The 22561-nt window shown below is 37.5% G+C and carries 25 protein-coding genes and 1 riboswitch; of the genes, 15 read left to right on the forward strand and 10 right to left on the reverse strand.

Annotation, left to right across the window (positions count from 1 at the left end):
* Positions 1–38 precede the first annotated feature (38 nt).
* Positions 39–1103 (forward strand): CAP domain-containing protein, encoded by a 1065-nt coding sequence (locus QN089_RS05260; RefSeq protein WP_285216121.1) that lies wholly within the window; start codon positions 39–41, stop codon positions 1101–1103.
* Between the two features lie 764 nt (positions 1104–1867).
* On the opposite strand, the gene trhA is transcribed toward QN089_RS05260, so the two are convergent.
* Positions 1868–2506: a PAQR family membrane homeostasis protein TrhA gene (gene trhA / locus QN089_RS05265; RefSeq protein WP_068454041.1), complete on the reverse strand. Its 639-nt coding sequence runs from the start codon at positions 2504–2506 to the stop codon at positions 1868–1870.
* A 186-nt stretch (positions 2507–2692) separates the two neighbouring features.
* On the opposite strand from trhA, the gene QN089_RS05270 reads away from it, so the two are divergent.
* The 5 genes from QN089_RS05270 to msrB all read left to right on the forward strand — a co-directional run bounded on the left by QN089_RS05270 (position 2693) and on the right by msrB (position 6055).
* Positions 2693–3532 (forward strand): DegV family protein, encoded by an 840-nt coding sequence (locus QN089_RS05270; RefSeq protein ID WP_285216123.1) that lies wholly within the window; start codon positions 2693–2695, stop codon positions 3530–3532.
* Between the two features lie 157 nt (positions 3533–3689).
* Positions 3690–4502 (forward strand): GDSL-type esterase/lipase family protein, encoded by an 813-nt coding sequence (locus QN089_RS05275; protein ID WP_285216124.1) that lies wholly within the window; start codon positions 3690–3692, stop codon positions 4500–4502.
* Positions 4495–5076: a YpmS family protein gene (locus tag QN089_RS05280; protein ID WP_068454039.1), complete on the forward strand. Its 582-nt coding sequence runs from the start codon at positions 4495–4497 to the stop codon at positions 5074–5076. The genes QN089_RS05275 and QN089_RS05280 overlap by 8 nt, the downstream gene beginning before the upstream one ends.
* Positions 5077–5094: 18 nt before the next feature.
* On the forward strand, positions 5095–5631 hold the full coding sequence (msrA, locus tag QN089_RS05285) for a peptide-methionine (S)-S-oxide reductase MsrA (protein WP_121176645.1): 537 nt from the start codon (positions 5095–5097) through the stop codon (positions 5629–5631).
* The gene (gene msrB / locus QN089_RS05290) at positions 5621–6055 is read left to right on the forward strand and encodes a peptide-methionine (R)-S-oxide reductase MsrB (RefSeq protein WP_068454036.1); all 435 of its coding nucleotides are present in this window, start codon (positions 5621–5623) and stop codon (positions 6053–6055) included. The genes msrA and msrB overlap by 11 nt, the downstream gene beginning before the upstream one ends.
* A gap of 46 nt (positions 6056–6101) precedes the next feature.
* On the opposite strand, the gene QN089_RS05295 is transcribed toward msrB, so the two are convergent.
* From QN089_RS05295 to QN089_RS05310, 4 genes are all read right to left on the reverse strand, one after another.
* Positions 6102–7268, reverse strand: coding sequence for an aminotransferase class I/II-fold pyridoxal phosphate-dependent enzyme (locus QN089_RS05295; RefSeq protein ID WP_285216125.1), 1167 nt, complete (start codon positions 7266–7268; stop codon positions 6102–6104).
* On the reverse strand, positions 7261–8382 hold the full coding sequence (locus tag QN089_RS05300; protein ID WP_285216127.1) for an aminotransferase class I/II-fold pyridoxal phosphate-dependent enzyme: 1122 nt from the start codon (positions 8380–8382) through the stop codon (positions 7261–7263). The genes QN089_RS05295 and QN089_RS05300 overlap by 8 nt, the downstream gene beginning before the upstream one ends.
* Before the next feature lie 76 nt (positions 8383–8458).
* Positions 8459–8565, reverse strand: a riboswitch (SAM riboswitch).
* 142 nt (positions 8566–8707) lie between these two features.
* The gene (locus QN089_RS05305) at positions 8708–9265 is read right to left on the reverse strand and encodes an SH3 domain-containing protein (RefSeq protein ID WP_285216128.1); all 558 of its coding nucleotides are present in this window, start codon (positions 9263–9265) and stop codon (positions 8708–8710) included.
* A gap of 180 nt (positions 9266–9445) precedes the next feature.
* Complete coding sequence (locus QN089_RS05310; protein ID WP_285216129.1) at positions 9446–11254, reverse strand: methyl-accepting chemotaxis protein; 1809 nt, start codon at positions 11252–11254, stop codon at positions 9446–9448.
* A 125-nt stretch (positions 11255–11379) separates the two neighbouring features.
* Between QN089_RS05310 and QN089_RS05315 the strand changes: the two genes are divergently transcribed.
* The 3 genes from QN089_RS05315 (at position 11380) to QN089_RS05325 (ending at position 13002) form a co-directional block, all read left to right on the forward strand.
* Positions 11380–11601 (forward strand): YozE family protein, encoded by a 222-nt coding sequence (locus QN089_RS05315; protein ID WP_068454025.1) that lies wholly within the window; start codon positions 11380–11382, stop codon positions 11599–11601.
* Between the two features lie 116 nt (positions 11602–11717).
* A complete protein-coding gene (gene deoD / locus QN089_RS05320; RefSeq protein WP_087680561.1) occupies positions 11718–12422 on the forward strand; it encodes a purine-nucleoside phosphorylase in 705 nt (234 codons plus the stop codon).
* Between the two features lie 133 nt (positions 12423–12555).
* A complete protein-coding gene (locus tag QN089_RS05325) occupies positions 12556–13002 on the forward strand; it encodes an ASCH domain-containing protein (RefSeq protein ID WP_285216131.1) in 447 nt (148 codons plus the stop codon).
* Positions 13003–13065: 63 nt separating this feature from the next.
* On the opposite strand, the gene QN089_RS05330 is transcribed toward QN089_RS05325, so the two are convergent.
* Positions 13066–13425 carry a VOC family protein gene (locus QN089_RS05330; RefSeq protein WP_285216132.1) on the reverse strand — a complete coding sequence of 120 codons (360 nt, stop codon included), beginning with the start codon at positions 13423–13425 and terminating at the stop codon, positions 13066–13068.
* A 13-nt stretch (positions 13426–13438) separates the two neighbouring features.
* Entirely contained in the window at positions 13439–13675 is a 237-nt protein-coding gene (locus QN089_RS05335; RefSeq protein ID WP_285216133.1) for a hypothetical protein, read from the reverse strand.
* Positions 13676–13790: 115 nt separating this feature from the next.
* Here QN089_RS05335 and QN089_RS05340 point away from each other — a divergent pair, with 115 nt between their 5' ends.
* The 4 genes from QN089_RS05340 (at position 13791) to QN089_RS05355 (ending at position 17292) form a co-directional block, all read left to right on the forward strand.
* Positions 13791–13994 (forward strand): hypothetical protein, encoded by a 204-nt coding sequence (locus QN089_RS05340; RefSeq protein WP_068454005.1) that lies wholly within the window; start codon positions 13791–13793, stop codon positions 13992–13994.
* A gap of 254 nt (positions 13995–14248) precedes the next feature.
* The gene (locus tag QN089_RS05345; RefSeq protein ID WP_068454004.1) at positions 14249–14713 is read left to right on the forward strand and encodes a YfmQ family protein; all 465 of its coding nucleotides are present in this window, start codon (positions 14249–14251) and stop codon (positions 14711–14713) included.
* Between the two features lie 126 nt (positions 14714–14839).
* Positions 14840–16336: a lmo1851 family serine protease gene (locus tag QN089_RS05350; RefSeq protein ID WP_087680556.1), complete on the forward strand. Its 1497-nt coding sequence runs from the start codon at positions 14840–14842 to the stop codon at positions 16334–16336.
* A gap of 53 nt (positions 16337–16389) precedes the next feature.
* Positions 16390–17292: a CobW family GTP-binding protein gene (locus QN089_RS05355; protein ID WP_087680555.1), complete on the forward strand. Its 903-nt coding sequence runs from the start codon at positions 16390–16392 to the stop codon at positions 17290–17292.
* On the opposite strand, the gene QN089_RS05360 is transcribed toward QN089_RS05355, so the two are convergent.
* Complete coding sequence (locus QN089_RS05360) at positions 17272–17751, reverse strand: DUF1648 domain-containing protein (protein WP_087680554.1); 480 nt, start codon at positions 17749–17751, stop codon at positions 17272–17274. The genes QN089_RS05355 and QN089_RS05360 overlap by 21 nt on opposite strands.
* Positions 17752–17829: 78 nt before the next feature.
* Positions 17830–19176, reverse strand: a complete 1347-nt coding sequence (locus QN089_RS05365) for an MATE family efflux transporter (RefSeq protein WP_285216154.1) — start codon at positions 19174–19176, stop codon at positions 17830–17832.
* 125 nt (positions 19177–19301) lie between these two features.
* Here QN089_RS05365 and QN089_RS05370 point away from each other — a divergent pair, with 125 nt between their 5' ends.
* Positions 19302–20381 (forward strand): undecaprenyldiphospho-muramoylpentapeptide beta-N-acetylglucosaminyltransferase, encoded by a 1080-nt coding sequence (locus tag QN089_RS05370; RefSeq protein ID WP_068453995.1) that lies wholly within the window; start codon positions 19302–19304, stop codon positions 20379–20381.
* Positions 20382–20463: 82 nt separating this feature from the next.
* Here the strand turns inward: QN089_RS05370 and QN089_RS05375 are convergent, their stop codons facing one another.
* A complete protein-coding gene (locus tag QN089_RS05375) occupies positions 20464–21009 on the reverse strand; it encodes a GNAT family N-acetyltransferase (protein WP_068453994.1) in 546 nt (181 codons plus the stop codon).
* Between the two features lie 578 nt (positions 21010–21587).
* On the opposite strand from QN089_RS05375, the gene dapF reads away from it, so the two are divergent.
* On the forward strand, positions 21588–22532 hold the full coding sequence (gene dapF / locus QN089_RS05380; RefSeq protein WP_068453992.1) for a diaminopimelate epimerase: 945 nt from the start codon (positions 21588–21590) through the stop codon (positions 22530–22532).
* The last annotated feature ends 29 nt before the right edge of the window (positions 22533–22561 follow it).

Below are 22561 nucleotides of genomic sequence, written 5' to 3' on the forward strand. Positions count from 1 at the left end.
TATTGTAGTATAGTGTTTTTTTAGTAGGAGGAAATAGGATGCGAAACACATTTAAGCAAGTTCTATATGTTGTACTATTTGCGATGTTGATGACATGTACAATTGGTACAGCTGCACAAGCGGCAACAAAGCCAGCAATTAAAGGGGCAACAACAAAAACAATTACACTTGGAAGTACATTTGATCCAAAAAAAAGTGTAACAGCTGTTGATGCAAAAGGTAAGAGCCTTACAAAGAAAATTAAAATAACAGGCAAAGCCAACACAAATAAAGTTGGGACATACACATATATGTATCAAGTTACTATTTCAAAAAAACAAACTTTGAAAGTAAAAAGAAAAGTAATCGTTAAAGCCAAAAGTTATAAACTAAAAGAAGATACAAGACCTTTCACGGTAAAAGGTGGTTATGGTCGCCATGCCCTGAAAAAAGCGGGTACGACTCTATCGTTGATTGAAAAATCAACAGGTGGCTGGTATAAAACATCAGCAAATCATTGGATTAAAACAGGTCTTGTCGGGGACTATGTATTTATTCATGAAACAAAGCCAGTCTATGCAACATCTTCTACCAAAACATCGAGTGGTAAAGCTACATATGGTATTTCAAAAGTAGAAGGTACGTCGATTAAAAATAAGCGTATTAAAATTGCGAGCGGTTGGATTACAGCACCACCGTATATCGATCCTTTTGTATCAAAGGGAATTCAGGCACAGCAAGACGAAATTTTAAAGATTATGAATGCAGAACGTGCTAAAGTTGGCGCACAACCATTAGTGAAAGATGAAACATTATCAAAAATCGCCGTACTTCGTGCATATGATATGGTGACACATCGCTACTTCTCACATTATGCAACAAGCACATATGGTCCTTATTATACACTCGTAAATCAGTGGAATTACTGGTACTGGGCAAGCGGTGAAAATATTGCAGCAGGTGCGAGTTCAGCAGCGCAATATATGAATATGTGGATGAACTCACCAGGACATAAAGCGAATATCCTCAATAAAAATTACAATCGCGTAGGTGTGGGCGTAGTGAAGAGTCCGACAACTGGTTGGTATAGCTCTGTCGCAACGCAAGTCTTTGCACAGCAATAATATAAGTAGAAAAGAGAAATCTCATTTGTATGGGATTTCTCTTTTTGATATGGATAGGGGCAGTGACCCATTTTCGCCCTCGAATAACCTGTTTGGACGGGCGAATGTCCCGAACCAAGGGGCGAGTGCTCTAATCCCTTCTCCGAATGCCCCGTTTCGCAGGTCGAATGTCCGATTTCACACGATTGTAGACAATTCAAGTCCCTTTCTATTACTCAAAAGCCTTGAAGAAAGTGCGGAAAGGAAGCAATTAAGGTTGTTTAGGCGAGTGACCCATTTTCGCCCTCGAATAACCTGTTTGGACGGTCGAATGTCCCGAACCAAGGGGCGAGTGCTCTAATCCCTTCTCCGAATGCCCCGTTTCGCTGGTCGAATGTTCGATTTCACACGATTGTAGACAATTCAAGTCCCTTTCTATTACTCAAAAGCCTTGAAAAAAGTGCTGAGAGGGAGTAATGAAAGCTGTTCGGTCGAGTGACCCATTTTCGCCCTCGAATAACCTGTTTGGACGGGCGAATGTCCCGAACCAAGGGGCGAGTGCTCTAATCCCTTCTCCGAATGCCCCGTTTCGCTGGTCGAATGTTCGATTTCACACGATTGTAGACAATTCAAGTCCCTTTCTATTACTCAAAAGCCTTGAAGAAAGTGCGGAAAGGAAGCAATTAAGGTTGTTTAGGCGAGTGACCCATTTTCGCTCTCGAATGTCCCTCTACACCTCTCTATCCCCAAATAAAAAAGATTGGATATTACTCCAACCTTCTTAATTAAACATATCCAATTATACAAATGAACATCATCGCACTACCGCCTAAAACGAATAGATGCCAAATCGCATGGTTATAAGGGATTTTTCTATTCGCATAGAAATAAGCGCCAACAGTATATAAAATACCGCCTGTTAATAGAATCCAAAATCCGTTCATCGTAATATGTGAGATGACGGGGTTGAATGCGAAAATAATGACCCAGCCCATCGCAATGTAAAAGATGAGCGATAATGCTTCAAAGCGATGAATGAAGAATACTTTGAATAAAATGCCGATGATTGTTAAACCCCATTCTAATGCGAAAATCGCCCAACCTAATTTCCCGCCGATTGCAAGTAGCGCAAATGGCGTATAAGTTCCTGCGATTAAAATATAAATGGACGAGTGATCAATGATCGAACAGATTTTTTTATAGCGCTCTGGTACGCTATGCAATAAAGTGGAAGCTAAAAAGAGAATCATCATTGAAATCCCGAAAATCGTGAAGCTCATCATGTAGAGGGGAGATTCCATCTTTTCTGCTTGCAAAATAAGAAGAATACAGGCAGGAATCGCGAGAATGAATCCAATACCATGTGTAATAGCATTCCAAAATTCTTCTCTCTTTGTTTTGTAATCATCTAGTGCACCATTCATGATGCATCCCTCCTTAAATTTGAACAACTTGTGATAATTCCATTATGAAACAATTTAACTTTAAAAAGAATTGACATTTGTCACATGTATAACATGACAAAAGAAAGTAAAATAGAAAATAAGAAAGCTCATTGTGCAAAAACACAACAAGATGCACGAAGGCAAATTTTAAAGGATGTGCTAGAAATGGGACGTATTCATATCGTAACCGATTCAACAAGTGGAATTACAAAAGAAGATATAGCAAAGTATGACATTCATATTGTACCGTTATCAATTCAATTTAATGGACAAACATATATAGACGGTGTTGATATTACACCTGAACAGTTTTTAGAGCGTATGGGAGAGTCAAAAGAGTTACCAAAAAGCTCACAGCCAGCAGTAGGTGTATTCGAAGAATTATTTAATGAGCTTGGTAAAGATGGCGATGAAGTATTAGTCATTACGATGACAGGTGGTATGAGTGGTACTGTAAAATCGGCAGAGGCAGCCGCAGCTATTTCAGATGCGCATGTAACGGTTGTTGATTCACGCTTTACATCTGGAGCGCTAGGATTCCAAGTATTAGAAGCAGCGAAAATGGCGCAAGAAGGTCAACATTTAGATGACATCTTAGCTCGTATTGAACATGTAAGACAAAATACACACCTTTACGTAGTAATTGATACATTAGAAAACATGGTAAAAGGTGGACGAATCGGTAAAGCGACGAGTCTAATCGGTTCTTTACTCAACATTAAACCAATTGCGAACTTAGAAGGTGGCGAATATAATCTTGTAACAAAAGTACGTAGCTACAAAGCCGTTACAAAGTATTTGTTTAAGCAATTTGAAGAAGATACAGCAGGCAAAAAAGTACTTGGTGTGACAATCGAGCACGCAAATGGTATGAAGATGGCTGAACCTCTTGCTGAACAAATTCAAAAAAGTGGATTCAATGATTTAAAGTACAGTTTTACCTCGCCAATTATTAGTACACATACAGGTCCTGGTGCAATTGGTTTTTGTTACTATACTGAATAATATCCCTTTTAAATAAAAGAAAACATTGTTACAATAAAAGGAAGTTAAGACGTTTTGTATGTGTTTTCAATCGACGAATCGTTTATTGAGAAATGAAAGAGATGAGAATCGCACAACAGGGCGATTCTCTTTTTCGGTTCAGAAAGGTGGAACGTGTTTGAAAAAGTATCATATACTCCTACTCACCTTCATGTTACTCGCGTTGACAGGCTGTAGCGCAACGGAAGCAATTCGTGATACAGGGGTATTTAGTCGAGAAAAAGTATTACCTAAAAAAGAGATTGAACTAGTTGCATTAGGTGACTCCTTAACTGTAGGTGTTGGAGATGAAAAAGATGCAGGTGGTTATGTGGGGCGTCTTGCAAAAGAGATGCCAGAAAAAATGAATGGCGTTGAGAAAGTAAACATTACGCAAACTGCTAAAAAGGGTAGACGTTCAGATCAATTACTCACGCAGTTAAAGAGTGGTGAAATCAATGATGCATTAAAAAAAGCAGACATCATTACGATGACTATAGGTGGAAATGATTTGATGAAAATTTTAAGAGAAAATTTCACCACTTTAGAAAGACAGCATTTTGATACAGAACGCCCGAATTATGAAAAACGTTACATAGAAATTTTTAAATTAATTCGTGCGCAAAATCAAACAGCACCGATTATTGCGGTGGGCGTATATAATCCTTTAACTGTATATGCAGAAGATACATCTGAGTTTGAAAAAATTCTAGATGAATGGAATCAAGATATGAAAAATATCGTAGAAAAAGATGCATATGCCATTTTTGTACCAACTGTAGATTTATTTCATACAAATAAAGCAGAAGTTTATAGCGATGACTATTTTCATCCGAATGCAAAAGGGTATACAAACATGAAGAATCGTATTTTTGAGACATTGGATACAGTAAGTGTCTATAAAAAATCAAACGGTCGCATGAAGATGAAGGGAGAAACAGTAAATGAATAAATGGAAAGTGGCATTCCTTACACTTTTAACATTGATTATACTTGGGTTTGCTGCACTTATTATTTTAATGTTAAGTGGTAAAGAAGACATGCCAAAACCAGAAGCGATTAATCGAACAGGTAGTAGTGTTAATATTTCAACAACACCAAAAGAATTTGAGGATTTAGCGAATACACTCATTCAGAATTCAAATGATACAAAGAATATTCAATTATGGTTAGAAGTAGATAAGGAATTGATTTTAAAAAGTAATGTAGAAGTATTAGGTGTTACAGTACCTGTTACACTTGCTTTTGAACCAAAAGTAGACGATAAAGGGAATTTAGAGTTATATCAAACAAATGTAAAAGTCGGAATGCTTGATTTACCATCTCGAACAGCTTTACAATTGGTAAGAGATAGTGGTGGCTTACCCGAATGGTTGACAATTCAGCCGAGCGAGAAAACAGCTTATATTGACCTATCTTCATTCAATTTACCAATTGATGGTGTAGGAACAGCGCATTTACGTGCGAAAACCTTTAATCTAGAAAAAAAAGAAATTACGCTACAAATCGTTATTCCTAAAAAATAATGAAAAGGAGTGAAATCGATGGCTACTGAAAAAGCAATTTTTGCAGGTGGATGTTTTTGGTGTTTAGTAAAGCCTTTTGATAAAGAAGAAGGGATTATTCGAGTCCTATCAGGTTATTCTGGAGGACATACAGAAAATCCAACATACGAAGAGGTATGCCTCGATTTAACAGGTCATTATGAAGTGGTGGAGATTGAATATGACCCAACAGTGTATCCCTATGAGAAATTAGTGGAAACATTTTGGACATTAATCGACCCAACGGATGAAGGCGGGCAATTCTATGATCGTGGCTCATCTTATCGAACAGCTATCTTCTATACAACAGAAGAACAAAAACGCATTGCAGAGAAGTCAAAAGCAAAGTTACAAGCCTCTGGGAAGTTCGGACATGAGATTGTCACACCGATTTTACCAGCGAAAAAATTCTATTTAGCAGAAGAATACCATCAATATTATTATCGTAAAAATCCAGAGCATTATGAACGCTATCATGTCGGTTCAGGACGCGCTGCTTTTCAAGAGAAACATTGGGGGACTCAACATGAAAAATAAAGAAGAACGTTTAAAAGAATTAACACCATTACAATATCACGTGACACAAGAAGAAGGAACAGAGCCACCTTATCAAAATGAATATGATAATCATTTTGAAGAGGGAATCTACGTGGATATCGTATCGGGTGAACCATTATTTTCTTCAACAGATAAGTACAATTCAGGTTGTGGTTGGCCTGCTTTTGCCAAACCAATTGATGAAACAGAATTGACAGAATTAGAAGATCGTCGCTTACTTAGTGTTCGTACAGAAGTGCGTAGTAAGGAAGCAGATTCACATTTAGGACATGTCTTCCCAGACGGTCCGAAAGAATTAGGCGGCCTACGCTACTGTATCAATTCAGCGGCACTTCGCTTTATTCCAGTTGCTGACTTAGAAAAAGAAGGTTACGGTAGATATCTAGTACTATTTAATAAATAAAATAATGAAGAGGACCTCAGCTCACGCTGAAGTCCTCTTTTTCTATTTATACAGTTACTTTTGCTTTTTCAAGTGCTTGTGAAATATCTGCAATTAAATCGTCAACATGTTCAAGTCCAACAGATAGACGAAGTAAACCATCTGTAATACCACGTTTTTCACGTTCTTCTTGTGGAATGGCGGCGTGACTCATCGTAACAGGATACGAGAGAATCGACTCGACACCACCTAAACTAACAGCGAAGATTGGGATTTGCATGCTTTCTACAAATACTTTTGTGAAGTCACGAGTTGGTAGTTTAAATGATAGAACGGCACCTCCAGAAGTACTTTGACGCTTATGAATGTCATAACCAGGATGTGTCGGTAATCCTGGGTAGTAAACATCGACTACATCTTCATGTTGTTGTAAAAATTCTGCGATTTTTTGTGCATTACGTGACGACATCTCAAGTCGTGCATGTAATGATTTAATTCCTTGAATGACAGAGAAGCAGTCATGTGGTCCAAGAATACCGCCCATCCCGTTTTGAATCGCGTAAATCGCTTGACCGAGTTCTTCGTCTTTTGTGACAGCGAGCCCTGCAATGACTTCACTATGACCACCTAAAAACTTTGTCGCACTATGCAGTACAACGTCTGCTCCTAAGTCGAGTGGTTTTTGATAAAGAGGTGTCATAAATGTGTTATCAACGAATGTTTTTAATTGGTGCTTCTTCGCAATTTTAACGACACCTTCTAAATCCGTAATCCCAAGCAGTGGATTTGCAGGTGTTTCAGCATAGAGTACAACTGTATTCGGCTGAATCGCTGCTTCAATCGCTTCTAAATCCGTGAAGTCAGCGAAGGTATGCGTAATCCCGTACTTCGGTAAAAGCGTTGTTACAAAGCGATAAGTACCACCATATACTTCGTTCGTTACAACAATATGGTCACCAGCATTTAATGTAAGTAAAGCTGCTGAAATGGCACCGATTCCTGAAGCAAAAGCAAAGCCACGTGAACCATTTTCAAGCTGTGCAATTGTTCGCTCAAGTGCATCGCGCGTTGGGTTACCAGAACGACTATAATCATATGGGCCAAAAGCATCGAAATGCTCTTGGTCGAAGGTAGAAGAAGCGTAAATCGGTACATTAACAGCTCCCGATTTTGCCTCGTAATCATGTTTTGTAGCACCTGTAATTAACGTTGTTTCAATTTGCTCTTTAGTCATGTACAACAGCCTCGCTTTCTAATACGTTAAATACGTTTTGTAAATCCGCAATTAAATCTTCTGCTTCCTCAATGCCAACTGAGAAACGAAGAAGTGAATCATCCACGCCACGCGCATTGCGAATTTCTTCCGGAATGTCTGCATGTGTTTGCGTTGTTGGGTACGTAATAAATGATTCCACACCGCCTAAACTTTCAGCGAAAGCAATCAGTTTTAAATTACGTAAGAATGGATCAATCTGTTTTCCAGATTGTAGACGGAAGGATACCATGCCACCGCGTCCAGCATATAAAACGTCACGTATATGTGGCGACTTCTCTAAAAATGCCACAATCGCCTGAGCGTTTGCTGTATGTTGTTTCATACGAAGGTGTAATGTTTTTAAACCGCGAAGTAGTAACCAGCTATCAAAAGGTGAGAGTGTCATACCAATCGCATTATGTTGTAAGAAAAGACGTTCACTTAGTTCAGTACCTTTTGACACAACCAGTCCTGCTAATACATCATTATGTCCACCAATATATTTTGTGCCACTATGCATAACAATATCTGCACCTAACTCAATTGGGCGTTGATAGTACGGTGTTAAAAATGTATTGTCGACAATCAATAAAATGCCATATTTTTTCGCAATTTTCACACATTCTTCGATAGAAATTTCCTGCATTAAAGGATTCGTCGGCGTTTCTAAGAAAATCGCCTTAACAGGATGTTCAATAACAAGTTGTTCCACCTCTTCAAGAGATGAAAAGTCGTTAAAGATTGCTTGAATACCATATTGTGCTTCATATTGTGTTGCCAGTCGGTATGTGCCACCATATAAATCCTCCGGGTAAATCACTGCATCACCTGTTTTAAATAGCGAGAGGATTAAATGAATTGCAGCCATACCGCTACTACAGGCGAAACAAGCATCTCCGCCTTCTAAACGTGCAAATTCCTCCTCTAATACCAATCGCGTTGGATTTTTTGTACGCGTGTAATCAAAGCCTGTTGATTCTCCAAGACCTGCATGGCGGTAAGCAGTTGAAAGGTAGATTGGGGCGTTGATTGCACCTGTTTTTTCATCTGAATGTGTTCCCACCTGAGTTAAAAGTGTTTCGATTTTTGTCATTGTCCTCATCCTTTTTTGTGTAATAAAAAAAGTTTTCTTCTAATAGTAAGAAGAAAACTCTATGTAAGAGTGATTCTTCTTATCTTCAAGAACTGCGTCTTACTGGATTTAGCACCTGTCCCTTTAAAGAGGGGGTTGCTGAGATTTCATCGGGCCATGTCCCTCCATCTCTCTCGATAAGAAAACCTATTTAATTAATCGATTATTAGTCAATTAATGGAATCTTACCATGCAAACAGCGAAATTTCAAGCTAAATTAAATAATTATTCAGAATTTAGAGAAGATAAAAAAAGAACCGTAGTCTAAACTACGATTCCCATTTGATTATTTTTTTGTCATTGTTACAAAGTCTTTGTAGACGTAATTTTTTTGACCGTTGAAGTCGAACTCAACCCAACCAAATTTACTTGTAGAATTCACATGAATTTTCGTACCTTTTTTCAAAATACCAAGTGATTTTCCTTTTGTTGAAGCTGTTTTATAGTAATATACATTCGATTTAATTGTCGCATTTCCAGCTTTTTTTGAAGGAACTTTTGATACAAGTGTGTCAGTTGTTGGTTTTTTAGTTGTTGTTGGTTTCTTTGTTGTTGGTTTTTTCTTTGTATTCAACTTCACGTGATCTTTTGAAATATAAGCCAATTTATTATTGAACTTCACTTGGTACCAATATGTTGTTTCTTTATAAATCGTAACATTTGTTCCTTTTGTTAATGTACCAAGATTTTTTGATTTTGGTGTAGATGCCGCACGTACGATTACGTCTTTTGACACAACACCTTCTTTTTTTGTGGCAGCAAAAGCTTCCGTAGCAGGTAAAGTATAAGGTAGAGTAGCACCTGTTAACATCCCAAATGCTAATACGTATTTTGTTAATTTCATTTTGAATCACTCCTCGATTGCTTATACTAGCACTTTTTATCATAAAAGAATAGGGAATATCCGTTTATGTTGCGAGAAAAATGTTATTTTATGAAAAATAGGGCATTTGATATGGAAATAAAAAACAAAGACTAGGACAGAAGCAAAGTAAATACTTAGCTAGCCTAGTCTTTGGTCAGATTAAATTTTAAATTGTTGAACTAAATCACGTAATGAATCTGCTTGACGTGACAATTCTTCAGAAGATGCATAAATTTCTTGAATAGATGCAGAGCCTTGTTCAGCCGCCGCTGCCGATTGATCCGCTTGATGTGCTGTATGTTCTGCCATCGAGTTTACTGCGATGAACGACTGCATAACATCTTGACTGACATTCTTCGTCTCAGCGATTCGCGTTACCATGTTTTCAATAATACGAATCGTTTTCTCTGTCTCGCGTGTAATGGCATCGAATGTTTGAATCGTTTCATTCGTAATTTCGACCCCTTGAATGACTTTCGACACGCCAGCCTCATTTTGCTTGACCATGACCGAAATCTCGTCTTGAATCGTGTGTACAATCGTTGCTACTTCACTTGCAGCGCGTTGTGATTGTTCTGCAAGCTTTCGGACTTCATCTGCTACTACCGCGAAGCCTTTACCATGTTCACCTGCACGTGCCGCTTCAATCGCCGCATTTAAGGCAAGTAAGTTCGTCTGTTCAGCAATACTCGTAATCGTTCCGATAATCGATGTGATTTCCTCAGAACTTTCACCAAGACCTGTGACAGTTTGGTTCGTATTCGCAATAACTTCTTCAATCTCCATCATCGATTTTGCAGACTGTTGGATTTTATTTTGTCCTTCTTTTGCTGCTTCACGCATTGTCGCTGAAGTTTGACGTAAATCCTGTGCATCATCATTCAGTTGCAGTGTTGTTTCTTCTAGATGTGACATTTTGTTAGATGATTGCTCCATTGAACGAATCGTCTGTTCGCTGCTCTCTGCGATTTCCGCAGTTGAGTTCGCAATCTGTTGAATTGTTGTCGCGTTTTCCTGTGCAGAAGCAGTCAGTTGTTGGCCACTTGCAGATACATTCTCTGTTAAAGCACTGACTTTTCGCACTAAATTCGCAATCGACTCAATTAATGTGTTTGTACTAGCAGAGATTTGACCAAATTCATCGTCATTTTTAATTTCAAGACGTTTTGTTAAGTCACCACCTGCACTTGCCATATCCAATAGTGAACGATTAATTTTGTGCGTATTCACTTTAATTGTACGGAAGATCGCTGTACCTGACATAAATACGAGAATAATCGACAATAATGTTAAAACGAAGAAAATAATCATCGAAACTTCCGTGCTTTTTTCTACTTTTTTAATTTGTGCATCCGTATTTTTAGCTAATACCTTATTCATCATGTCTATGTGGATATCTACATAGGACATAGCTTTAGCACCTGTTCCAATCTGAACAATTCGTTGTGCCGCATCTAAACCACTCTCTTTACGAACATCAATGACGCGTTTAGAATAGGTTAAATAGTTATTATAAAATTGATCAATCGAATCAATTCGGTCACGCGCATCACCTTTTTTATTAAAGGCTTTATGTAGATCTTGAAGTGTTTTATCAATTGTTTCTTTTTGTTCTTCATATTGTCCAAGATATACATCGCTACCTGTTATAATAAAGCTCTGTTCTAAGTTGGATAGTTGTGCAATTTCACCAGCGAGTAAATTGACGCGCATTTGCTGATCTACATTTTTACCCGTCAGTGTTTTGAGTTCATCTTTCAAGCGTTCTGTATTATTGTAAGATACAATAAGCATCGCTGCTAAAATAATGGTGAGGACTGCGAAAACAAGTACTACACGCCCACGAATTAATTTAAGAACCTTGAACGATTTTAAAAATTTTGGGGGAGTGGCATTGTTTTTAGAACTTTTCTTACTTCGTTTCGTAGCTTTTTTAGAAGTGGGTATTTTCTTTTTTGTCATAACCATCGTGTCACCTACTTTACGTAATTTGAAATTTTCTATCTATTCTATATATTACGGAAACAGAAGTAAAAAAGCCATACAAAAATTTCGAAAAACCAATTCTAATTTACTAGTTAAGGAGAATATATATGCGACATAGTTTCTATCAATTTGCATTAACTTACAGAGGAGGAGGTAAAAATGACGTTTTTGCACGATTTGCAGAAGCGATGTTTTTAGATCATACCTTTCCAAAACAATCGGAGGACTTTGATGAACTTTCACGTTACATTGAGGAAGCCGCAGACCCTGATATGACAGCGATTACGTTCGATGATTTTTGGGTATTATACGTAGAGCGTGAAAAATAAGTTTTTAGATTGTCAGATGTCAGACATTAAGTTACAATAGCATAGAATGAAGACTTCCAAGCGAGTTAAAAAGAGCATTTGTTTTCAAAAATATACAGGAATGGTGAGGGAAAAACATGAGCATTCACATTAACGCTGCACAAGGCGAAATCGCAGAAATCGTATTATTACCAGGAGATCCACTACGCGCTAAATTTATCGCAGAGACATTTTTAGAAGACGTAAAACAATATAATGACGTACGTAACATGTTCGGTTACACAGGTACATATAAAGGTAAACGTGTATCTGTACAAGGAACAGGCATGGGCGTTCCATCTATCTCAATCTACGCAACAGAATTAATGAAAGATTACGGCTGTAAAAAATTAATTCGTGTAGGTACAGCAGGCGCATTAAAACGCGACGTAAAAGTACGTGACGTTGTCATCGCACAAGGTGCTACAACAGACTCAAAAATGAACGAAATCCAATTCGGTGGCTTAGACTTCGCACCAATCGCAGACTTCGATTTATTATTAAAAGCATACAACGCAGGTAAAGAAGCAGGCTTAAACCTACGCGTAGGTAACGTATACACAGCGGACCTATTCTACGGCGACAAAAATCCAAACGAACTATTAGCAGACTACGGTGTACTAGCAGTTGAGATGGAAACAGCAGCACTTTACACACTAGCAGCAAAATACGACGTACAAGCATTATCAATCCTAACAATCTCTGACCACCTAATCACAGGTGAAGCAACATCATCAGAAGAACGCCAAACAACGTTCAAAGACATGATGGTTGTTGCACTTGAAGCAGCGATTCAAGACTAATTAGATATATGAATGAACCACACACGACTGAGGGTTGTGTGTGGTTTTTTTTGTGTATACTAATCATTAGGCTCATGTTTCTTTAGTGAACTTGAGCTATTTTTAGTTAAATTTTAATAAAGGGGTTACAAAAATGAATCAAATTGAATCTTTTTGGCAGCGTTATTGTGAGTTGGAGGGGCTAGAGGGTGTTCGTTATACGGAAGCTTTTCAGTTCGGAGAAAAAGCAGACTGGCTTGCAAGTTTAGTTGTAAATGGAACGAAAACAGCAACTTGTTCGAGCTATCCACTATATGAAATTGAAGGAGATCCACTTCCGAAAGTGGGCGATCATCAAATTGTATTAGATAGTCAAAATCAGCCAGTTGCAATTATTAAATCATACGCTATTGATATTTATCCATTTAACGAAGTACCTGTAGATTTTGCATTAGCTGAAGGAGAGGGGACTTATGATGAGTGGAAGAAGGCACATATTGCTTTCTTTGGTCGTACGTTACCTCAGTATGGTTTAGTATTTACAGAAGATATGTTGACGGTTTGTGACCGTTTTGAGAAGGTATATCCTGAAAAAATATAGAGATACAAATGAATAACCCCTATGATTTTGAGAAATCATAGGGGCTTTTTTTTATTCCTCACACTAAATACGCTCTAAAAACTCTAGGCGATTTCCGCAAGGGTCATTCACATAAAAGCGAATCGCGTTTTCAAGTGGTTCATCTTCAACTGTCTCGATGTTGTGTGCGTGTAATGTTTCTTTGAGCATTGCTAAGTCTTTCACGATAAAGGCTGGATGTGCTTTGGTTGCGGGGGTAAAGGGTTCTTGAATACCGATATGTACTTCATGCTGTCCGCACTTGAACCATACGCCGCCGCGTTTTTTTAGATTGTCTGGTTTTTCGATTTCAGGCATACCTAAGATGTCATGAAAGAAATGTCTATAAGCAGCTTCACTATTTTTCGGAGCAGCTAATTGGATATGATCGATGTCGATGAACATGGTTGGTTCCTCCTTATATACGTTTTCCACGTAAATTAATGAACATTGCAAAGAAAATAAGGCTAAGAATTAAGAAAATAATAATGAAGAAATTCGATAAGAACGGGTTATGATCGGGTTCGGTTGGATAACTGCCTGTGAATACTTGGGCGAACCAATAAATCATCGAAGCAATATGCTCTAAACTGAAGACAATGCCACTCGCTATTAAAAAGCTTGCGCTTAATACGATACTACTTTTTTCTGTCATACCGTCACCACCTTCCTAAATATTATTATAAAGTAAAAAAATGGAATTAAAATAGTTTTTGTGTAAGTTTTCAAAACAAGTGGTAAAGAGAAGGGAGTTGAAGGGAGAGAATGATGTGAAAGGAACGGTCTTTGCAATTATTTATGTCATACTAGGAATTTTAATCATTTTAGCACCGTCGATTATTTCAGGACGTGGTTATGATGAGGCGAATACATTGTCGTCCTTTTTGACAGCCGATTATATCGTGCGAATTATCTCGTTTATTGTGGGAATCTTAATTATTGTATTTGCGGTGCGCGCGTTCCAAAAGAAATAATAGCGTAACAAACATTGAAATAGAGAAAACCCCTAAAGTTCTTATTCTACACGAACAAATGTGATTTATGAATATTGAATATGTTCTGACAAAAGAAATTCACCTTTTTGTCAAATACCATAAGAGGTATTGTGCCTATCTCGTGAACATTTAAGAAGTAGGATTGATTTTACATGTCCATATGATAGGATAAAAGCGTAATCAATATTCATTACAAATTAACTAGAACTTATTATTTAGGAGATGTTTTCATTATGTCATGGGCATTACTTATTACGCTTGTACTTGGGACAGTAGTCAAATTACTTACAGCACCACCAAATATCGTGGTTGTTTGGTTGACAGAACGTTATGCGATGCATCAAAAGTTGAAGTCAGAAGAAGTGACAATTACATTTGATCAAAAAGAGTTAACAGGACAAGAGAAAGAAGATTTCATCCAATCATTTAATGAAGCAGCATTTTTAGTACGTAATCCAATTTTTAAAGGTTTCGAAGATGAAGTATTAAATCCAGATACAGACATTGTACCGTACGTAATCGATGTGAATAAAAAAGGTAAACATTCAACACTATCTGTTTATTATGCAGAAGATCGTGTAAATGTAGTAAAACAACGCAATAAAAAAGTAATCTCTTACAGCTTAAACTCAGAAGAACTATCAAATACAACATTAAAAGGTCAAGCAGCTTGCAGTAAACATATGCAACTTGTTTAATGTGATCAAACGAATGATTGAGCGAATCAATCATTCGTTTTTTTTATTACTTTTCGTTACGCTAAGAACCTGTTAAAATAGAAGCAGTGTATGTACACGTGACGAGAGTGAAAGTGGTGAAAGATATTGGACGAACAGAAAAAGCAAGAGGAACAGCCAGAAGTAGAACCGAAAGCCTCGGAAGAAACGAAGCCTGCTGGTAAATACATTCGCCTGAAGCCCTTTACACTAATTATGATGATTATTGTATTAATTCTTGCGACATCAGGTATCACAATTTTTGCTTTAACGGTTGGGGAGAAGAAGGTAGTCGAAGTACGCACACCAAACCATGAAGAATTCCAAAAAGTATTTGATACATATGATGAACTAAACAAATCGTACTATGAAAAAATAGATGAAGATGCACTTGTGAATGGTGCGTTAAAAGGGATGATTGAGTCATTAGGTGATCCTTATTCAGACTATTTAGGCAAGGAAGAAGCAACACAATTTAATGATAGTATCTCATCTAGTTTTGATGGGATTGGTGCAGAGATTCAAGAAAAAGATGGTCAGATTATGATTGTCTCGCCAATTAAAAACTCACCTGCAGAAAAGGCTGGCTTACGTCCAAATGATATTATTAAATCAGTTGATGGTAAATCGGTTGTAGGAAAAACAGCAACAGAGACCGTACAAAAAATTCGTGGTAAAAAAGGTACGAAAGTGACGTTAGAATATCAGCGTGGAAAAGATTCGAAACTGCATAAAGTGACAATCACACGCGATGCAATTCCAATCGAAACGGTTTATGCAAAAATGACAAAAGATAAAATTGCACATATTCAAATCACAACATTTGCGGACCAAACGTATCAAGAATTACTGAAGAAGCTGGATGAGATGGAGAAGAAGGGTATGAAAGGTCTTGTACTCGATGTGCGTCAAAATCCAGGTGGCATTTTAACAACTGCGGTTAATATTGCGAGTCTATTCGTAGATGCGGGTGAACCGATTATGCAAATTGAGCCGAAAGATGGTCAAAAAGAGATTATTCGCGCGCAAAATGGTCGTAAAGTAGATGTGCCAACTGCGTTATTAATTGATGGTGGTAGTGCTTCTGCTTCTGAAATTCTAGCGGCAGCGATGAATGAAGATGCACATATTCCATTAGTTGGTGAAAAAACATTCGGTAAAGGTACGATGCAAACAGCGAAAAGTTTAGAAGATGGTTCTACGTTAAAATATACAACAGGTAAATGGTTAACACCTGAAGGTAAATGGATTCATAAAAAAGGAATTCAACCAACTGTTAAAGTAGATTATCCAAGTTATGCTTCGTTACCATATTTAGATCCTTCTAAAACAATGAAATTAGGGGATGTATCAGAACAAGTGAAGGCAGCAGAAAAAATGCTGAAGGCACTTGGTTATAATCCAGGCAAAATTGATGGATTATATGATGAGTACACATCTTATGCGGTCAGTCGTTTCCAAGCGAATAATAAACTAACAGTAGATGGTATATTAAAAGGCAAAACGACGAATAAATTAATGGATGAATTACGTGAGAAAATCCGTAAAGATGATCCACAATTATTAAAAGCACGCAAAATTGTTTTAAAAGAATTGAATCAATAAGGAAGAAGGGGCAGCTGATGAGTTGTCCCTTTTTTCATAAAGGAGTGTTATATATGAAAGATGTGTATTTATTAAGTGGATTTTTAGGTAGTGGGAAAACAACATTACTCGCGAATATGATTGAATCATTAAAAGAACAGGGGTTAAAGCCTGCAGTTATTATGAATGAATTAGGGGAACTAAATTTTGATTCACAAGCAGTTGAAGAAGGCATTCCATTAAAAGAAATGTTGAATGGTTGTATTTGCTGTACGGGTTCTGAAAATACAGAAGCGCAAATTCAAGGGTTACTAGCAGAGAATGATTTTGATGTCTTATTAATTGAAACAACGGGTGCTGCACATCCTGTGGAAGCATTAGATGCAGTATATTCACCGCTTTTTGCAGATCAATTGAATATTAAAGGCATCGTAACCGTAGCAGATAGTAAACGTTGGTTGATGCGTCATGAGATGACACCACAAACACGTTCTTTATTTTTAGAGCAAATTCGTCATGCGCATTTATTATTAGTAAATAAAGCAGATTTATTAACAGAACAAGAGTTAGGGCAAGTCACATACGAATTACAAGCACTAAATCCGAATGCTTTAATCGTTCAAACAACGAATGCAAAAGTACCATATTCATTTTTAAATAAAATTCAAGCGACAGCGCGTCCTACAGATATTGAAAAAGCCGATATTGGACATCATTTGCACCTTAGTTCTCGCTTAGTTGATTTTACAGACCAAGCATTTACGCAAGAGGAGATTGAGGATTGGGTGCGCTCATTACCAGAGACAGTGTATCGTATGAAAGGGTATTTGCCGATTAAAGGAAATAGTAAGCCGATGTTATTCCAATACGCATACGGTTTAACGCAGTGGATGCCTGAATTCATAAAAATGCCGCCGAAGTTAGTGATTATCGGCGACGGAGTAGATGCGATTCCTTTACCCACTACTACTTTGTGATTTAGCACGCTTAAATTGAATATAGTAGATGAGGAATGTTACGACTAGAATGACAACAAAAGCGACGAATTCCCATATACCTAGATGAATCGTAGTGATATCGAGTGCAAGAAGTACATTTTTCAACATGATCCATGTGAGGAAGAGTAAGAGTTCATTTTTTAAAAGGCTAGTCATACGAGAGAGAATCATATGCTGTTCTTCTGATGCGAGCCGTTGATCGGGTTTTGGAAGGTGCATGAATTGTGGTTTTTGTTCCATATAACGTAGGAAACTCCAAAGAGCGATACCGAGTGCTGGAATGAAGAAAACAAACCAACGATTTGCATAGCGATCAGGTTCTCCTAAAATATTATAGTGACTTGGAACTTCTGCAGGTAGGCGATTGAAGAAAATGATGAGTAGCATAGTTGTGGCGAACCAGAGAATAAGTGTGATCCAATCGAGTACACGATACATAAAAATCCCCTCCTTCGTGCTTTTATTATAGCATGAGGAGGGGATTTTTAATAATTCACAACATCCTTTTTATGGAATTTATGAACGGAATTTATTTTGTACAATGCGTAGTCGAATACTGAGTGAGATGGCCCCAATTGCAAGACCTGTAATGAGACCAACCCAATAACCGTAAGGACCTAAATCGAAAAATGTAGCGAGTACATAACCGAATGGTAGCGCGATTACCCAATACGAGATGACAGCCATGATTGAAGTAATCGTGACATCTTTATACCCACGTAGTGCGCCTTGAATCGGTGCTTGAATGGCATCTGATAATTGGAAGAATGCCGCATAGATTAAGAAACTCGCAGCAAGAGATAGAACATCGACATCATCACTATAAATCATCGCGATTTCATGGCGGAAACCAATAAGAATAGCGAGTGTGACCATACAGATGGATACAGCGAGCAAGATGGCTTTTTTCGTATAGTCCCGTGCATCTTTTGCGCGTCCAGCGCCAATTTCATAGCCAATTAAAATGGTTGCACCCATAGAAATACTAAGTGGGATCATATAAGAGAGACTAGCGAAGTTCATAGCGATTTGATGTGCACCGATGACTTCTGTTGAGTATTGGCTCATAACAATTGTCACTACAGCGAAAATACCTGTTTCAGCAAAGAGCGCAAGTCCGATGGGAACGCCAATAAGTAAAATTTCTTTTGACTTTTTCCAGTTGGGTTTTGAAAACTGCTTGAACAACTGAAAATTGGAGAATGGTTTTGCTTTGATCGTAATCCCAATCGCGATAAAGCAAATAATCCAATATGTAATAGCAGAAGCAATACCAGCACCTACACCACCAAGTGCAGGGAACCCCCAGTTACCAAAAATAAAAAGATAACAGAAGAAGATGTTTACAGGTGTCGAAATTAAGGTGATGAACATCGACATCCTTGTTTGTCCGAGTGCATCAATGAAGCAACGAAGTACAGTGTAGATGAATAAAGGAACGAGTCCGAAACACATCGCGAGTAAGTAGCCATGTGCGACATCTTGAACATGAGGTTCTAGTGGCATCCAAGAGAGAATCGTATTCATGCTGAAGAACATGAAGGCGAAAACAATCATTGCTAAAATAATTGATACGATGATTCCTTGTTGGACGGTAAATGTTGCCTCTTTCATTTTTTTTGCGCCGACTGATTGTGCTACAATAGGGGTAACAGATAGTAAAATACCAGAAATCCCTACATAGATTGGCATCCAGATGGACGAACCGATGGAGACACCGGCTAAATCAGTTGTGCCGTATTTGCTTGAGAATAATACATCAAAAAAGGTAACTAAATATAGTGCAATTTGTGTAACTAAGATGGGTGAAACAATGACTAAAAGCAACTTCCACTTTTGTCCGTTCGTAGTCGTTTCGTACACAGAATCGCCTCCTTTCATAAAATTAAGTCCATTGTGCCTTTTCATGGATGGGTTGGTATAGTACAATAAGATATTATTTTTATACATGTAAAAATCGTATAAATAGAATGGAGTTTATTATACAAATGAATCAGAAAACAGTTGTATTAACTGGTGGCGGAACAGCAGGGCACGTCTCGCTCAATCAAGCTATCATACCATCATTTTTAGATAAAGGCTATGACGTTCATTATATCGGTTCTAAGGACGGTATTGAACAAGAAATTATTTCAGAAGCGTTTCCCAATTTACCGTTTCATTCAATTTCAAGTGGGAAGTTACGTCGCTACTTTTCGGTGAAGAATTTTACAGATCCGTTCAAAGTGCTGGCAGGTGTATTCCAAGCAGTCGGTCTACTACGTAAATTAAAGCCAATGATTGTCTTTTCAAAAGGTGGATTCGTATCGGTACCGGTCGTTATTGCAGCGAAAGTTTTAGGTATTCCTGTTGTCTCACATGAATCTGATGTTACACCAGGTCTTGCGAATAAGATTTCATTACCATTCGCATCACATATTTTCACTATTTTTAAACAAACATTAAAATACTTACCATCTGAAAAATCAAGTTGTACAGGTTCAATTATTCGTCCAGAATTATTTGAAGGTGACCGAACAAGAGGATTAGCGATGTGTCAATTTACAAATGGTAAGCCGACCATCTTAATTATGGGTGGTTCACTTGGCTCGAAGTTCATTAACCAAGCAGTACGCAACAACTTAACGGAATTACTTGTACAATACAATATCATTCATCTGTGTGGTAAAGGTAATATAGATGAGGCATTAAATGAAATGCCAGGTTATCAGCAGTATGAATATGTGACGACTGAATTACCTGACTTACTTCATGCGAGTGATTACATCGTATCGCGTGCTGGTTCCAATTCGATTTTCGAATTTTTAGCGCTAGAAAAGCCCATGTTATTAATTCCATTATCAATGGCGCAGTCGCGTGGTGATCAAATCGTCAATGCGAAAATTTTCAAACAACAAGGTTTAGCAGAAGTGTTGCAAGAAGAAGAATTGACACCTGAAAGCTTCATGCAGGCACTGCGTACATTAAAAGAGAACGAAACGGCTCTACGTCAAAATATGATAGAAGCAGAATCACCAAAAACACCAGACGAGATGGTGGCACTGATTATGCAATATGCGAAAAAATAATTAGTTAATCGGGAGAGTCTTAGGATTCTCTCGATTTTTTTACACACAAAACCCCTCCATTTAAAATGAAGGGGTTGTTTTATTACATCGCTTGTTCTGTCTCCTGTGCTTGGCGAGCAGTGTACAAGTAGAAGTTATCTCGTTCGATTTTGAACAATTCGAATTTTTGTTCACCTGCATTGATTTCTTCGTATAGTGCTGGGTGACTTTCTTTCGCATCACACGCATACTCTAATTTCGCAGCAGCACGTTGAGATTTAATGTTCTCTTTTTTAATTTTCATAAATACAGTTTGAAAGTCTAGTTCAAAAAACAGTTCATTGAAGAAGTCTAGTTTTGCTTGTTGGTTATAACCCTTACCTTGATAAGGTAAACCGATCCAAGTGCCTAAAAAACCAGCCTTATCTTCAATATCGTATAGTGTAATCGTCCCGATTGGGTGGCCCCACTCGTCAAGTATTGTACGAGAAACAACAAGTCCTTGCTCTTCTTCCTCCATAAGCTGGCGAGTCATAAACCATAATTCATCTGCTGTCTTAGCCTTTTGACGGACAAAAGGGAAGACAGATGGGTGGCTTAACAATTCAAATAATTCATTACTTTCGTAAAGATCACGTTGTTTAAGCATACCTAACGCCTCCTTTTGGGTGGACCTTCAAACATACATACCATGTTCGCTCCACCTTCGAAATTTTTCATAAGTGTTGCATAAAAAATTTCGGGGTGGGAATCGAACCCACTAGAACCAGAAAACTGGTGACGCACCATTTGCCTTCCCTAAAATCTACTATTACGAATAGAGATTCATTTATGAAATTATTTTGCAATTTAAATATACAAGGAATTACATCATTTGAAAAGATAAAAATGCGAAATTTTTATCTTTTTTTTTAAAATCCCTTACCTAATGACAAAAAATCTTAAAAATTGTCTAAATCGTGTCTATTCGTCTTAGTAAATTTTAAATAAGGTTTTACTATATACCCTCTTTTAAATAAAAATATGCCGTTTTAAAGCAAAAAAATATTTCAAATAAGAAAAAAATATTAGAACAAATGTATAGTATTTGATATAATTTATACAATTTTTCATTAAAAAAGCATAAAATTCTCAAAAAAATAAATTATGACTTCAAGTGAACAGGGTTGTAACCATAAAAAATAAGAATTATGATAGAGTAGACAGGAAATGTAGGGGGATTTAACGATGAAATATGATGTATTAAAAGTTCAAGGTTCAGGCAATACATTCTTTTTAATAGAAGGTAAAAATGACGAGTTGAATTGGTCAGAAATCGGTAAATGGTTATGCGACCCAGCGCAGTATGGTGGAGCAGATGGCCTACTTGTTGTGTTACCATCAGTACATGCAGATGCAAAAATGCGTGTCATTAATGCGGACGGATCAGAAGCGTCAATGTGTGGAAATGGATTACGCTGTGTGGCACGTTATGTATTAAATAAACTCGGTAAAGATCAGGGGATTATCGAAACAATGAAGGCAGACTTACATGTTGCACGTCAAGGTGAGTTAGTAGAAGGTATTCATGCTTTTGCAGTAGAGATTGCACCTGTATCATTCGATTTAGCTTCTTTACCAATGGTCTATAATGCACAGCACACATTAATTGATGAACAGATTGCCGATTTTTCAACAGAATTACGTTATACAGCAGTATCTGTACCAAATCCACATTTAATCTCAATTGTACCTAAAGCATATATTGAAGATTTTAAACATCAGGAGCAATTAGCGAAGCGCTTAAATGACGAAAATAATTATACGCCAGATGGTGTAAACGTTAGCTATGTCTATCCAATCTCATCATCAGAAATTTTTGTCCGTACATATGAACGAGGTGTTGGCTTTACGAATGCATGTGGTACAGCGATGACAGCCTCATCGTTAGTTGCTTCACTTTTACACATTGTGGACGAAAATATGGTTACAGTCTATAATCCAGGTGGTTTCGTTAAGTGTCACGTGCAGCAAAGCGGAACAGAAACAAAATTATCCTTAATCGGAAATGCAACATATATCGCATTATATGAATTGAACATTGATGACGAAAATCATCTTTATATAAAGGAAGAGTTAACGGAGCAAAGTGAATATCTACAAAAAATAAAAGAAGTGTGTATTGCTTTTTGAAACGTGAGAAAAACAAACTCGGGGGAGTG

This window comes from Kurthia sp. YJT4, assembly GCF_030219945.1.
Lineage (GTDB): Bacteria > Bacillota > Bacilli > Bacillales_A > Planococcaceae > Kurthia > Kurthia gibsonii.

Coding starts and splice junctions, on each gene's coding strand:
- msrA (WP_121176645.1), top strand. CDS start 5,095: ATGGCTACTGAAAAAGCAATTTTTGCAGGTGGATGTTTTTGGTGTTTA.
- QN089_RS05260 (WP_285216121.1), top strand. CDS start 39: ATGCGAAACACATTTAAGCAAGTTCTATATGTTGTACTATTTGCGATG.
- QN089_RS05315 (WP_068454025.1), top strand. CDS start 11,380: ATGCGACATAGTTTCTATCAATTTGCATTAACTTACAGAGGAGGAGGT.
- QN089_RS05310 (WP_285216129.1), bottom strand. CDS start 11,254: ATGGTTATGACAAAAAAGAAAATACCCACTTCTAAAAAAGCTACGAAA.
- QN089_RS05300 (WP_285216127.1), bottom strand. CDS start 8,382: ATGACAAAAATCGAAACACTTTTAACTCAGGTGGGAACACATTCAGAT.
- QN089_RS05375 (WP_068453994.1), bottom strand. CDS start 21,009: ATGCTTAAACAACGTGATCTTTACGAAAGTAATGAATTATTTGAATTG.
- QN089_RS05295 (WP_285216125.1), bottom strand. CDS start 7,268: ATGACTAAAGAGCAAATTGAAACAACGTTAATTACAGGTGCTACAAAA.
- QN089_RS05305 (WP_285216128.1), bottom strand. CDS start 9,265: ATGAAATTAACAAAATACGTATTAGCATTTGGGATGTTAACAGGTGCT.
- QN089_RS05335 (WP_285216133.1), bottom strand. CDS start 13,675: ATGACAGAAAAAAGTAGTATCGTATTAAGCGCAAGCTTTTTAATAGCG.
- trhA (WP_068454041.1), bottom strand. CDS start 2,506: ATGAATGGTGCACTAGATGATTACAAAACAAAGAGAGAAGAATTTTGG.
- QN089_RS05355 (WP_087680555.1), top strand. CDS start 16,390: ATGAAAGATGTGTATTTATTAAGTGGATTTTTAGGTAGTGGGAAAACA.
- QN089_RS05280 (WP_068454039.1), top strand. CDS start 4,495: ATGAATAAATGGAAAGTGGCATTCCTTACACTTTTAACATTGATTATA.
- QN089_RS05270 (WP_285216123.1), top strand. CDS start 2,693: ATGGGACGTATTCATATCGTAACCGATTCAACAAGTGGAATTACAAAA.
- QN089_RS05370 (WP_068453995.1), top strand. CDS start 19,302: ATGAATCAGAAAACAGTTGTATTAACTGGTGGCGGAACAGCAGGGCAC.
- QN089_RS05345 (WP_068454004.1), top strand. CDS start 14,249: ATGTCATGGGCATTACTTATTACGCTTGTACTTGGGACAGTAGTCAAA.
- QN089_RS05330 (WP_285216132.1), bottom strand. CDS start 13,425: ATGTTCATCGACATCGATCATATCCAATTAGCTGCTCCGAAAAATAGT.
- msrB (WP_068454036.1), top strand. CDS start 5,621: ATGAAAAATAAAGAAGAACGTTTAAAAGAATTAACACCATTACAATAT.
- QN089_RS05325 (WP_285216131.1), top strand. CDS start 12,556: ATGAATCAAATTGAATCTTTTTGGCAGCGTTATTGTGAGTTGGAGGGG.
- deoD (WP_087680561.1), top strand. CDS start 11,718: ATGAGCATTCACATTAACGCTGCACAAGGCGAAATCGCAGAAATCGTA.
- dapF (WP_068453992.1), top strand. CDS start 21,588: ATGAAATATGATGTATTAAAAGTTCAAGGTTCAGGCAATACATTCTTT.
- QN089_RS05360 (WP_087680554.1), bottom strand. CDS start 17,751: ATGTATCGTGTACTCGATTGGATCACACTTATTCTCTGGTTCGCCACA.